This window comes from Pantoea sp. S-LA4, from assembly GCF_054482835.1.
This window is the reverse complement of the sequence record NZ_JBTLRC010000004.1, coordinates 269,407-282,008: the sequence shown is the minus strand read 5'-3', so window position 1 is coordinate 282,008 and position 12,602 is coordinate 269,407. Positions and strand designations below refer to the sequence as shown.

The 12,602-nt window shown below is 51.5% G+C and carries 14 protein-coding genes; 10 read left to right on the top strand and 4 right to left on the bottom strand.

Features of this window, described 5'->3' with window-relative positions:
- Nucleotides 1-409: 409 nt before the first annotated feature.
- Complete coding sequence (locus tag ACX3P5_RS21875; protein WP_233988260.1) at nt 410-1,768, bottom strand: esterase-like activity of phytase family protein; 1,359 nt, start codon at nt 1,766-1,768, stop codon at nt 410-412.
- Nucleotides 1,769-1,950: 182 nt separating this feature from the next.
- On the opposite strand from ACX3P5_RS21875, the gene ACX3P5_RS21870 reads away from it, so the two are divergent.
- From ACX3P5_RS21870 to ACX3P5_RS21855, 4 genes are all read left to right on the top strand, one after another.
- Nucleotides 1,951-2,466, top strand: coding sequence for a GrpB family protein (locus tag ACX3P5_RS21870; RefSeq protein WP_458969384.1), 516 nt, complete (start codon nt 1,951-1,953; stop codon nt 2,464-2,466).
- Between the two features lie 388 nt (nt 2,467-2,854).
- On the top strand, nt 2,855-3,820 hold the full coding sequence (locus tag ACX3P5_RS21865; protein WP_233988262.1) for a lysozyme inhibitor LprI family protein: 966 nt from the start codon (nt 2,855-2,857) through the stop codon (nt 3,818-3,820).
- Between the two features lie 414 nt (nt 3,821-4,234).
- Nucleotides 4,235-5,278 (top strand): NAD-dependent epimerase/dehydratase family protein, encoded by a 1,044-nt coding sequence (locus ACX3P5_RS21860; RefSeq protein ID WP_458969383.1) that lies wholly within the window; start codon nt 4,235-4,237, stop codon nt 5,276-5,278.
- Between the two features lie 279 nt (nt 5,279-5,557).
- Nucleotides 5,558-6,139 (top strand): DUF6886 family protein, encoded by a 582-nt coding sequence (locus tag ACX3P5_RS21855; protein WP_233988264.1) that lies wholly within the window; start codon nt 5,558-5,560, stop codon nt 6,137-6,139.
- Nucleotides 6,140-6,227: 88 nt separating this feature from the next.
- Here the strand turns inward: ACX3P5_RS21855 and ACX3P5_RS21850 are convergent, their stop codons facing one another.
- A complete protein-coding gene (locus ACX3P5_RS21850) occupies nt 6,228-7,103 on the bottom strand; it encodes a LysR family transcriptional regulator (RefSeq protein ID WP_458969382.1) in 876 nt (291 codons plus the stop codon).
- A gap of 131 nt (nt 7,104-7,234) precedes the next feature.
- On the opposite strand from ACX3P5_RS21850, the gene gstA reads away from it, so the two are divergent.
- The 3 genes from gstA to map all read left to right on the top strand — a co-directional run bounded on the left by gstA (nt 7,235) and on the right by map (nt 9,052).
- Nucleotides 7,235-7,837, top strand: a complete 603-nt coding sequence (gene gstA, locus ACX3P5_RS21845) for a glutathione transferase GstA (protein ID WP_458969381.1) — start codon at nt 7,235-7,237, stop codon at nt 7,835-7,837.
- 187 nt (nt 7,838-8,024) lie between these two features.
- Nucleotides 8,025-8,270, top strand: coding sequence for a ParD-like family protein (locus ACX3P5_RS21840; RefSeq protein WP_233988267.1), 246 nt, complete (start codon nt 8,025-8,027; stop codon nt 8,268-8,270).
- Nucleotides 8,267-9,052, top strand: coding sequence for a type I methionyl aminopeptidase (map, locus tag ACX3P5_RS21835; RefSeq protein WP_233988269.1), 786 nt, complete (start codon nt 8,267-8,269; stop codon nt 9,050-9,052). Before ACX3P5_RS21840 ends, map begins: the two co-directional genes overlap by 4 nt.
- A 52-nt stretch (nt 9,053-9,104) precedes the next feature.
- Here the strand turns inward: map and ACX3P5_RS21830 are convergent, their stop codons facing one another.
- On the bottom strand, nt 9,105-9,413 hold the full coding sequence (locus tag ACX3P5_RS21830) for a hypothetical protein (protein ID WP_233988271.1): 309 nt from the start codon (nt 9,411-9,413) through the stop codon (nt 9,105-9,107).
- Nucleotides 9,414-9,632: 219 nt separating this feature from the next.
- Here ACX3P5_RS21830 and ACX3P5_RS21825 point away from each other — a divergent pair, with 219 nt between their 5' ends.
- Together ACX3P5_RS21825 and ACX3P5_RS21820 are read left to right on the top strand one after the other, a co-directional pair.
- Nucleotides 9,633-9,854, top strand: a complete 222-nt coding sequence (locus tag ACX3P5_RS21825; protein WP_233988272.1) for a hypothetical protein — start codon at nt 9,633-9,635, stop codon at nt 9,852-9,854.
- Between the two features lie 191 nt (nt 9,855-10,045).
- Nucleotides 10,046-10,756, top strand: a complete 711-nt coding sequence (locus tag ACX3P5_RS21820; protein ID WP_233988273.1) for a RipA family octameric membrane protein — start codon at nt 10,046-10,048, stop codon at nt 10,754-10,756.
- A 294-nt stretch (nt 10,757-11,050) separates the two neighbouring features.
- Here ACX3P5_RS21820 and ACX3P5_RS21815 read toward each other — a convergent pair whose 3' ends face one another.
- Entirely contained in the window at nt 11,051-12,100 is a 1,050-nt protein-coding gene (locus ACX3P5_RS21815; protein WP_458969380.1) for an NAD(P)-dependent alcohol dehydrogenase, read from the bottom strand.
- Between the two features lie 107 nt (nt 12,101-12,207).
- Here ACX3P5_RS21815 and ACX3P5_RS21810 point away from each other — a divergent pair, with 107 nt between their 5' ends.
- Entirely contained in the window at nt 12,208-12,600 is a 393-nt protein-coding gene (locus ACX3P5_RS21810; RefSeq protein ID WP_233988276.1) for a winged helix-turn-helix transcriptional regulator, read from the top strand.
- The last annotated feature ends 2 nt before the right edge of the window (nt 12,601-12,602 follow it).

Below are 12,602 nucleotides of genomic sequence, written 5' to 3'. Positions count from 1 at the left end.
CTCTGCTGCTGAAAGGGCTATCCGCAGCGCTGAGGCGTGATGTTGGGCCAGAACGCCACGCCGGGAAGCGTGGCGAGTTCGGGGCCGGCCAGGGAAGGCCGATCCCCGAACGGTTCGTCGGCACGACGTCAAAGCTGAAGGTACCGCGAAGCGGCGCGAGGACGGCCCGGCAGCAGCAGAGGTGCTCAGGCCCGTACTCCGGCACGCTCGCCCAGACAAAAAAGCTGCCACGTCTGACCGTGACAGCCTTTGCACATTTAACCTTAACTGACAGGCATTAGGCCTCAGCGCCCCATTTTTTGTACCACAAAACGGCGGGAATGATCAGTGGATAGTAAAACCGGCTGCATCCGTCTCTTTTACAGGAGGTAATGCTATGAGGGAACGCAGCCTGGATTGAGAAGAGCGCTTATTTCAGCGGGTCCGCCAGTTTTATGATCAATAACTCGCTGTCCGACTCGGGTTTCTTCAGCGGCTTCACACCGATCGTCGTGGCAACCGGCTTATCATCGACTGTAAGCGATCCCTGTTCACTGACCCGATAATCCTTGCGCTTTTTACCTTCAACCGGATTTTGCATTACCGCTTTTACGCCGAAGTCATTGTCATTGGCGACCGCCAGCGTTTGATTGTCGATCAGCGCCAGCCCTTCGGCCTTCTCCTGCTGCCAGCTAAGTTGACGTAAATCGACTACCTGAGTTTTTGCGGCCAGCTTTATGCCGCGCTGTGCCAGGCTTTTCTGGTCGTCAAACTCCGGATACTCGCCAGGCTTATCGAAAGCGGCAAGATCGCTAGCGCCGCTGAGATCCACCTTATAGATAAGGTTGCGCATCGCGTCGTTTTTGTCGCTGCCTTGTTCAATCAGCAGGATATGCTGATTATCGAGCGCCACGATATCACCAATTTTCGCGTCGCTGTTTTTAGCATAAGCCTCGCTGTCGACAGGGTATCCATACATCGCAGTTTTGCCGGTCGCCGGATCGAAGCTGACCAGGCGGGTAAAGCGCGCCTGCTTTTTACTTTTACCGTCGATATCCAGCGTGCTCTGCACCGCGGCGATGATACGTCCATCCGGCATGCGGGTGAGCCCTTCAAAGCCACGATTCGGCTGGCGCCATTTAATAACGTTCGGCAGACCGCCCGCGATCGATTTCTCCCCTTCCGCGGCCTGCGGTCCGTGAATCGCCAGGATCTTGCCGCGCTGATCAACGTTAATCAGAAACGGACCATATTCATCGCAGAGCCAGTATCCGCCCTTCCCGTCCGTGGTAATGCCTTCGGTATCCAGACCACGGTTATCGCTATGCAGCATTTTCAACCTATCGCTTAGCGCGACTTCATTGGTGGAGCCGATGATGCCATCCTGTAGCGGTAATCCGTTAATATTGCCCTTATCGTCATGCAGCGGTCGGGCATCCGTGGCCACCGCTTTGCCGTTCTGCACCCGAATGGTCATCAGCAACGGGGCGAAGTCTGGCGTGACGAAAATTTTCGCCTCCTTTTTACCCACATCAGGCGAGTCAGCATTCGGCCCGCGGTCTGTGACGGTCACGAAGGTGAGCGCATCTCCCTGCTTGCCGGTAAACAGCAAACCGGAGCCGATCCCCACCGGCAAACCATTCGGAAACGCGCTGGCGAATGCGCCGTTGTAGCTTACGTGCGTACCTTCGGGAAAACTGACGATAGCGTGCTGGGTTTGTGGCTGCGCCGCCAGGGTTGGTAAAGAGAGCGCACAACCGATAACCAGAGGAATAATTTTTCTTTTCATATTGTTAGCATCCATAAAGGGAATCCAGCATCGTAAAGATTGAAAATGACAGAAAAATGATATGCCGATTAACAGTGGCAGCTAACAGGTTGATTTAACCTTGTTAAAACGCTGGCTGCTGAGGTGATGAACCTCTATCTGGCTATTATGATGAATATCTACGGGCAAACGAGGAGGTCTCTATGCGATCAGCTACTCTGGTGCCATACGATAAGCAGTGGCCTGTGATGTTTGACGCAGAAAGCTCACGATTAAAGGCATTGTTAGGTAAGTGTGTTAAGCATGTTTATCACATCGGCAGCACCTCCGTGCCTGGCCTGTCAGCAAAGCCCGTTATCGACATACTGCTGGAAGTTTGCGATATCAATGAACTGGATAAATACAACGCTGCAATGCTCTGCGCCGGATACGTTGCGCGCGGTGAGAACGGGATTGCGGGACGTCGCTACTTCACTAAGGGGGGTGATCGGCGTAGTCATCACGTTCATGCCTTTTCAGTCGGAGATATTCAAATATTGAGACATCTTGCCTTCCGTGATTACCTCAGAAAAAACCGAGATATTGCGGCGAATTACGCCGAGATAAAGCGTGTAGCAGCATCAAACTGTAACGATGCTCATCGTTACAGTGCATTCAAAGCAGACTTTATTGAGCATCATCTGCAACTGGCACTCATCGATCTGGAACGAGAAATATAAAGCCCTGTTCCAGCTACCTGCTGCTGTGGCTTTTGAATTGGTTATTTTATGAAAAGCCCTGAAAAGTGTGAGTGCGACTATGAGAAGCCGTCGCCGGACGGTTTTTTCACACCCTTCTGTTTCAGTTCGGCAAGATGGCCATGATTTACCGAAAAATTAATCAGTCAGCGTTATGTGCGGTCAGGCCGGTGCTTAATCTGATTCAAATTACTGACCTGCACACTCCATTCCAGAGTGAGGAATCCCTAAAGTTCGCCTAATCAGTGCCGATATGTGCATGTTATTGACCAGTGGTTTTGAATCAGGTTATCGAGAAGAGACAGATATTGCTTCAAGGATGATCTTCTGGCCGCTATCGATCTCAGACATTTTATCCTAAAGGGAACTCATGAGACTAAAATATGCCGCTCTGTTACTCGCTATAGCGCTATCCGGTTGTGACAACAATAAGGAAGTTATTGGCTGCTCTTCTGAAATGACGCAGTCTGCTTTCGTCGATTTAATCAGGAAAGCCGCTTATGAAGGCCTGTCTCAGCAGGTCGACGAATATCCAGACGTCACCAGCCAGACCAAAAGAAGTGCTCTGGAGAAAATCAAACTGGTGCTTTCTGAAATATCTACCACGTCCAGTGACTCAGGCAGCACAATGAAAACCTGTGAAGCCACGGTATCCATGACACTGCCTGCTGATGAATATTCTCAGCTCTCAGAAGCCTATCGTAAGAACTTTAACCGCAATCTGGATAAACAACTGGAAAGTCTTTCGCTTGAAAGCAACGCTAATGCGTTTTACAAGCGCATCAGTTACACAGCTCAGGCGACTGACGATCAAAAAAATGTATTTGTTAAAGCCTCCACGACAAATCCGGTATCGATGGGAATGGGGCTGATCACGGCATTGTCCATTATCAACCCAATTGTTGAGCAACAGAAAATCCAGCAGGCTAAAGATGTCCAGCAGCGCCTGATTGAGAGCCAGAAGCAGGCGCAACAGCAGGCTCAGTACGAAGCTCAGCAGCAACTCCAGAGACAGGCTCAGCTACAGGCACAAGAGAGATCTGAGCAACAGGCCGATCAGCAATCAATTCAGCAGCCACAGCAGCAGAACGCTGATAGTCTGACCCAGTCACGAATTTTATTCGCGAATGCCGACTCTGATTTGAATACGGCCTGGTCATCGTTAACCCCCGCAATGAAGAAGGAATTATTGCCCTCTCAGCGGCAGTGGATTAAAACCAAAGATGCCATGTGCGGCAAAATATCCATGCAGGGCAATGACGAGGAGCTAAAGAAAATGATCGACTGTCAGGCGCAAATGACGGTGTCGAGAACTGATTTCATTAAAAATCAATAATCCAGCAATAGACTTATTCTTCAGCATTGACGACCTGATGTGGCCAGCCATTTCGCTGGTCACATAAACTGAAGAATCTGAACAAAGGGTGCGCCATAAACCCCAAACCGCCCTACTGATAATGCCGCATTTTACGGTTCACCAGGTCTTACCATCTCCTTTACTCATGCTTTCCTGAAAAGCCTTCCCCTGTTTTTCCAGGTTTCCTATACCCATCCTGTCAGGCGAAAAATCTGGCTGTAGCGCCAGCAGATAAAGCGCGTCTGATGCCGCTTCGCCTGCTCACCGTTGTTTGACTCATGTTGTTATATGGATCACTTTTTAATAACTGCGTTCGGCAACGGCTCTGTTTGCTGTCAGCGCCTCTGTATGTTGCCGCTAAATCTTGTTATAGGAAACCAGACGGAGAACTGTATGAATGATAAGCACGTATTGCTGGTCGGTGCTGGCGGCGTAGTTGGCTTTGCCGCCCATGATTCCTTCCATAAAGCGGGCTGGCAAATCACTACCCTTGGGCGTTCGGCGCATAGCCCTCACCCTTCTCCTCATATCAGCGCTGACCTGACTTCTGCAGAAGATCTTAATCACCACCGGAAAGCGTTTGAAACCGTGACGCACATCTTTTACGCGGCATTGCGGCAGGATCCCAATCCGGGCGTGGAAGCGGATATCAATGCGCTGATGTTTGAAAATCTGATCGGCGCAGTACGATCGTCAGGCAATTCGCTGAAACATCTTCTCTTTATTCAGGGCGGAAAGGTTTACGGTGCCCATCTGGGTGTTTATCGCACTCCGGCCCGGGAAGAGGATAGCCGTCATTTTCCGCCAAACCTCTATTTCCGGCATGAAGACTATGCGAGAAAGATTGGCGATGAAGGTATCGGCTGGACTGCGTTACGTCCGGATATCGTTATCGGTCACTCATTCGGGTCGCCGATGAACCTGGGGAATTTGATCGGCGTCTACGGCACCATTTGCCGCGAAACGGCAACCGCTCTGCATTTTCCCGGCCCGGATGACGCTTATCGCAATACGCTGGTGAACGTCACTGACAGCCGCATTCTGGGTCAAAGCGCTGTCTGGGCTGCCGAAAATGCTAAATTCGGCGCATTCAATATCACAAATGGTGACGTGTTTCGCTGGTGTCACGTCTGGCCGAAACTGGCTGACTGGTTTGGCGTTCCGGTCGGCGAGGCGCAGCCTGTCTCGCTTAGCGAACGTCTCAGCGCGTTAAAGCCTCTCTGGTCATCCATCGCCGATAAGGCGCAACTGCAAGAGCACGATATCGATAAGCTGGCGTTGGGTGGTTTTGGTGACTTTATCTTTCATGTTGAGAAAGATGCCATATTTGACGTCACCAAAGCGCGCCAGGAAGGGTTTGACGCCATGACCAGGCGCTCGGATGAGGTGTTGATTGAACATCTGGCAGCGATGCGAAGCAGCAAACTTATTCCCTGAGAGCTCAGGCAGCCTGTCGTCTGGCAGGCTGCCGATTGAACCTGCTGAAACGGCGGAATAGTACAAGCGAGGCGCGCGGGATGTGGTCTGTCTGAGCACCAGGCCGGAAAATCGTCCACTTTGTGCCAGAGGCGCACATGTCACACATCAAGCCTCGCCTATGATCAGTCGCTGCCGACCTTAAAAAAATCAAACAAAGCGATCATTCATATCGATGAAACTTTATTTACCCAAAATGATGAGTTCGGAGTGTTGAGTACATTTTGAACGGAGCTCTAAGTGCGTCTTTTCCATTTCAGCGATAGACCTGATATCACTCTATTCCATCCTCGGCCAATAAGGGTTCATGTCGACCGTCCTGCAGGACAGGAGTGGCTAAACGGGCCACTGATATGGGCTACGGATGAAGCGCACGAACTACTTTATCTTTTCCCCAGAGAGTGTCCGCGCATCGTGTTTTGGCCATTACCTGACACAACCAGTGTTGACCTTGAACAATGGATGGGCAGCCAGTCCCGTGCCACTGCAATTGCCTGTATTGAGCATGAATGGCTCTCACGCTTTCAAAGTGGAAAAGTTTACAGATATGAATTGCCTTTAGACGACTTTGAGCCAACTGGAGAGGTCGGTATGTGGGTAGCACGAACGATTGTGATCCCGACTGATTTGAAGGTGATCTCTAACCTGGATGCTGAACTTGCATTACGAAATATCACGCTTCGTGTAATGGAGAGGCTTACGCCACTCAAAAGTATATGGCTGACATCACTTCACGCTAGCGGTATCAGATTGAGAAATGCACAAGACTGGGGCAAACCAGGTTGGATGCATTCGAAACCAGGTCGCCAGTTTGTTGTATAAATTCATAACGGGATAAGTCAGGGCCATAAGCAAACGTCAGGCTGCTATTCCTGGCGCGCATATTTACAAGCAAATGACGTCATTCATCTCATCGTCCTTTTCGTAATCCTGTAAGCAGGGCCTGGGTCGCACCAGACGCCTTTCCGGAAGCTGAACAAACCAGCCCGAATTCACGGTGTATGGAAGGTGTCACGGGTACCACGCGCAGATTGCGTAATTCTTCAGGCAGGGCTGATTCAGGTACAAGGGCGACACCCATGCCTTCAGCGACCAGCTTACAGGCGCTGATCCAGTCCCGTACGGTCACGCGGATGTCAGTAAGGTGCAAACCCGCCTTTTCCATCAGGCTTTTTCCATTCACCGCACATCCGCCTGTCGCCAGAATAAAGGGCTGGCCCGCCAGCTCCTCAAGCGTTATGCCATCAGCCCTGAGATGCCGTGCCTGCAGGTTACTGGCCTGCATGACCGCTACCCATGCATCCTGCCCTAAAACCACTTCTGCACGCCCCGGCACCGGGTTCATTACCACCCCCAGTTCAACCAGGTCTGCTGTAAGCCACTCCTCAACCTCCTCATCTGAGCCTTCCAGAATGACTACTTCAATGCCGGGATGCTGGCGCTTAAAGTCGCGCAGCAAACCGGGCAACCATGTCGACGTCACTGATGGAAAACTGGCCAGGCGAATGCGCCCGCTGGTCAATCCCCGGCTCTTATCAGCCAGCTCGCGGATGGCATTCAGCCCCGACAGCATATTTCTCGCCTGTTCAATAACCTGCTCCCCCAGCGCGGTAACACTGATATATCGGCGCTCACGCGTAAAAACCGGAAAACCCAGTGAAGCCTCCAGTTGAGCAATAGCCTGGCTGGCACCAGACTGCGTCATTCCTATCTCCTCTGCAGCGCGTGAGATATTGCGGGCATCCGCCACGGCTATCAGTAAGCGCCAGTGCAAAAGATTCATCATGGTTATCAGTAGCTCAGCTAATAGTTGATTGCTTAATCATTAATTTTACAGCGGAAACGGCGTCAAATACAGTGAACAGAGGATCGCGCAGCAGACCGCGCGGCGGCTATGCACTTTACAGGAAGACAACAATGAAACTTTATTACGCCCCTGGCACCTGTTCGTTATCACCCCACATCGTGCTGCGCGAACTGGAGCTGGAGTTTGAACTGGTCAAAGTAGACAACAAAAGCAAGCTCACCGCTGACGGACGTGACTTCCTGCGCATCAACCCAAAAGGTTATGTCGCTGCACTTGAACTGGATGATGGACAGATACTCACTGAAGGTCCGGCTATTGTGCAGTATCTCGCTGATCTAAAGCCGGAAAAGGATCTGGCTCCGCGAGCGGACAGTTGGGCCCGGGTGCGCCTGCAGGAATGGCTTAACTTTATTACCAGTGAGATACACGCTGGCTCGGCCCCCCTGTTCAACCCTGCGTTGACCGAAGACGTCAAAGCGATTTTTCGTGAGAAGCTCTTCCGGCGGTTCGATTACCTGCAGGTGACGCTCAGTGAAAAAAGTTATCTGACCGGGGCGTGCTTCAGCGTGGCGGATGCCTATCTTTTCACTGTGCTGGGCTGGTGTCAGTTTTTCGCCATCGAACTGAATCGCTGGCCTGCGTTGTCGGCATATATGGCAATGATCAGTGCCCGTCCCGCTGTGCAGGCTGCATTAATGGCTGAAGCATCTTAATAATGAGCAAGTTTTCGCTTAGCGATTGCATGGAAAATGGAAAGGGCCAATGATCAGCCTTCGAGGAGATCAAGCCAGACAACTATCTCTGGACCGGGCTAGTTTCGGAACAGCAATTTTCCCCTTGCATACCACGCCCCTGTCAGTATCTAATATATGAAACATATACGATTCATATAAGGCTGATATGGGCATCGTTAAAATTTCCGATCTGATGCATGAGAATCTGCGGATCGCCAGCCAGGCGATGAGTCGATCGATCAATGCACAGGCAGAGCACTGGCTAAAGCTGGGGATGCTGGCTGAGTTCTATCCGCAACTGACCCAGCATCAACTGGCGCAGATGCTGGTTCGACTGGAACTGGAAGGCAGTGCTGATATCCGACATTTATTTCATCAAGAAAGGCTCACTTCACAAGGAGATGTGTCATGAACAGCGTTAAAATTCATACAGCGGCTGAAATTGAGAAGGCGCGAGCGGCCGGCCATGCCGCAGCCCAGGTGCTGGCAATGATTACCCCGCACGTACGGCCCGGGATCACCACTGAAGAGCTTGATGATATCTGCCACGACTATATTGTGAATGAGCTGAAAGTGGTTCCGGCTAACATCGGTTACCACGGTTATACCCGCACCACCTGTACCTCGGTGAACCATGTGGTTTGTCACGGTATTCCTGCCAGCAAGAAGCTGAAGGATGGCGATATTGTGAATATCGATGTGGCGATCATCAAAGACGGCTGGTACGGCGATACCAGCCGGATGTATTTCGTCGGTACGCCGTCAGTACGCGCTAAGCGCCTGGTGGATATCACCTATCAGTCGATGGTGGCCGGCATTAAAACGGTCCGTCCTGGCGCGACGCTGGGCGACATTGGTGCGGCCATTCAGCGTGTGGCGGAATCGGCAGGTTTTTCGGTGGTGCGCGAATATTGTGGTCACGGTGTGGGCGAAATCTACCATACCGATCCGCAGGTGCTGCATTACGGTACGCCAGGTGAAGGTATGCCGCTTAAAGCCGGTATGATATTCACCATCGAGCCGATGATTAATGCCGGCAAAGCGGGCACCAGCGTACTGTCTGATGGTTGGACGGTGGTGACGAAAGATCGATCTCTTTCAGCGCAATGGGAACATACCGTGGCGGTCACTGAAGAGGGATTTGATTTGTTAACGCCGTGGCCGGAAGGCACCGGCGAATATGCGCCCATCTGAGCCTGAAGCCTGAGGATGACCTCAGGCTTACCCTTTTTACGCGCAAAGAGGATTATCTGCGGCCTTTTACCACTGAAGCTGCCCAGTTGAAATCACTCACTTCGCTGGCCGCCAGTGATGACGGTTTCTTTCTGCGCACGGGCTTTTTCTTATCCTTCTCTGCCTGCGCTTTCTCTTTTTCCAGCTTGCTCGACATAATCAGCTGTCGGGCTTCTGTATTGAATTCTTTCTCTTTTTTACTATCCGGCTCTTTACCGGTCCGTTGGCGATATTTCTGCACCAGCCCATTGAACGTTTCCTCTACAGCCAGTCGTTCATCAGCGTTGAACTGATCAATCGAGATCATCTTTTTGTCGTTCATAGCATCGTGTCCAGTGGTGAATTCACCGGCCAAGTGTACCGCATCTGAAGTGGGTACAGGTGGCTGAATCGCATTTATCCGCTAACACGCGCCTTCAGCAGCAGTCAGGTGCAAAAATGCGGACTTTGTCCCTGTTGAAATTAAGGATATCTCTTAATATAAAACTCATCTTTATCAGGTTTAATAGCAGTGACCACGTATTGCCGGGGAGCTGAAGCTATGGCAAAAGAGAACGATCGACTGTCGCAGGCGCTGTTGCGACGACATGGCATTGGCGTCAAACAGAAGCGCATTCATTTTCGCGGCAAAGATTTGCTGTTTCAGCTGCACAACGCCCATTACGAGGTGTTCAACGGCAGCCAGTGCATCGCAACACTTGATACTAACAACATCAATGATGCGATTAAGCAGTTCAAATTACGCAGTTCGCAGGCGGAGTAGCGGCCAGCGGGTGATTTACAGGGGCGATCTGCCGCCTGCGACCGGGTTCACGTCAGCGTTCTACACCACGTAAATGCCCCTATCGCTATGCGGCCGATGGGATGTCGTCGAATGCGCGGTTTAAGAAGTTTCTGTTCTTTCAGTCGAGGCTGATTAGAATAACCGGACATCCTTTCAGACACAGGTATCCGATGAAAATCACTATCCACAAAGAAGATGAGCAGTTCATGAGCAACTTCTTTGCTGCGCCCTGCCACGCTGTAGAAACAGACTCGCCGCAGGCTGCGCAAATTCAACAGTCGCTGCAACTGGCCGTTCAACAAAAAAACATCGAAGCCGAGGGTGACTGGAAGCGTACGCTGACTTTTCTGCTGCTGTTTATTTTTCTTTATGCGGCGCTGGGTGCCTCGTTAACGCTGGATCTCAGCAGCAGCACCGGCAGTCATAAAAGCATTACCTATGCGCTGGAAGCGATTCCGGTGCTGATCGCCTTTTCCGGCTTCTTCATTTCGATCCTGTTTGTATTTCTGACCCGCGCCAGCGCGCGCAAACAACGTAACTGGGAAAATACCATACGGGTGCTGGAGAAATATTCCATCGGCAACCTGTTTAAGGTGACCCATACTCAGGGCGCCGGCACCAGCAACTACTCGGTCGCTAACCTGACAATCTCCCTGGCGCTGTTTATTTGTCTGACCTGGCTGGTGATTTATAACTATCTCACCTTTACCACCAGTGGCGTGTTTGGCAGTGTGATCTCATTATTTATCAGCACTATGGTTTATGTGATTCTGGACATTCAGCTGCTCAAACCGTTCAGCCATGTCGCAGAACATGATGAAGCTGATAACGAGGATGCGGAGAAGAATCAGGCGATAAAAGAGCATAAATCCGACGAGTAACTTTCCCTGATGCAGCCTCACTACAGGCTATCCGGCACCTTAGTCGGGTAGCTTTTTTTTTGCCTGGCGGCGGGTGATTAGAGCACAAGGGTTATATTGGATTCTGTCAGAAAGAAGATTGCACTGAAGTCAGATGAGTTGTTATCCAATCGAGTAAAAAGTATGTTGTAACTATATTAGCTGTGCACTCATCACCTCTAACCGTCTTTCTTTCCGCGAGTCTCACCTGTGATCAACTGCGCGAGCCCGATATCCGATTGTTCACGGCCTGCCCTACCGCAGGCCGTGAAACCTTTACCAGCCGGTTTTCTGCATATCAATCACAAAGCGGTATTTCACATCGCTGGTCAGCATCCGCGCGAAAGCTGTTTCAATCTCTTCGCCCGTGATCATTTCAACATCGGCGGTAATGTTGTGCTGCCCACAGAAATCGAGCATCTGCTGCGTCTCTTTTATACTGCCGATTGAAGTGCCGCTGATGCTGAGACGGCGAAACACCATTGGCGTTACGTTCGGTGATGGATGCGGTTGATCGGGAATACCGACCAGTACCAGCTGGCCGTTGGTCTTTAACGTCGCAAGGTAAGGATCAAGGTCATGAGGTGCTGCCACACAATCCAGAATGATATCGAGTGAAGTCTGACACGCCGCCATTTGTCCGGCATCGCGTGAAACCACTACCCGATGTGCACCGAGCCGCCGCGCATCGGCGCCTTTTTCTGGCGATGTGGTAAACAGCGTGACTTCGGCACCCAGCGCACTGGCCAGCTTAACCGCCATGTGCCCCAACCCACCCAGACCGACTACGCCAACCTTATCGCCGGCTTTAACATTGAAATGGTGCAGCGGAGACCAGACAGTCACGCCCGCGCAGAGTAACGGCGCTACGGCATTCAGTGGCAGGTTATCCGGGATCGAGACCACAAAATTCTGGTCAGCAATCACCTGATCCGCATAGCCGCCATAGGTGTTGCCACCGGTATATTTATCAGTGCCGTTATAGGTCGGCGTGAAGCCGGTTTCGCAATATTGCTCTTCCTGCTGATGACAAAAATGACACTCACCGCAGGCGTCCACCATGACCCCGACACCGACAGTCTGACCCACTGCATAACGTGTGACGTTGTCACCTACTGCCGCCACCCGGCCAACTATTTCATGACCCGGAACTAAAGGATAACGGCTGACGCCCCATTCATTACGCGCCATGTGCAGGTCTGAGTGACAGACGCCACAGTAAAGCACATCAATTCTGACGTCATCCGGCTGCAGATCGCGTAGCTCAACCTGCCCCGTGTGTAATGGTTGAGTTGCCTGTGATGCAACCAGCGCATGAATTTTCATCTGTGGCCTCTTTGTAATGGTTGGGAACGAAAGCGGCACACTATAGACATCCGGTATCCATTTTGGTAGTAGTTACCATTTGGTTACCATCAAAGGAAGAACGTTTTATGCCGGTATGGGTTGAAGGAAAGCTCTGCTTCTATGCAGACTCACCGCCGCGGCGGCTGCTGGAATTGTTTGCCGTCAAATGGAGCACCATGGTGCTCCATGCGCTGTATCACTGGCCGGACAACCGCGCGCGTACCGGTGAGCTGGAGCGGAGTTTGCAGGGCATTTCAAAGAAGATGCTGATTCAGACGCTACGGGAACTGGAGCAGCGCGGGCTGGTTGCGCGTGAAGTGCATCAGGTGGTACCACCCAAAGTAGAATACAGCCTGACCGCACTGGGCCAGCGCTTTGCCGAACCGATTGAACAGATGTATCAGTGGGGTCTGGAGAATCAGGCGGCGCTGGATGAGATGGAACGCCATGCGCGTAATAAGCAGGATGTTACGGGGTGACG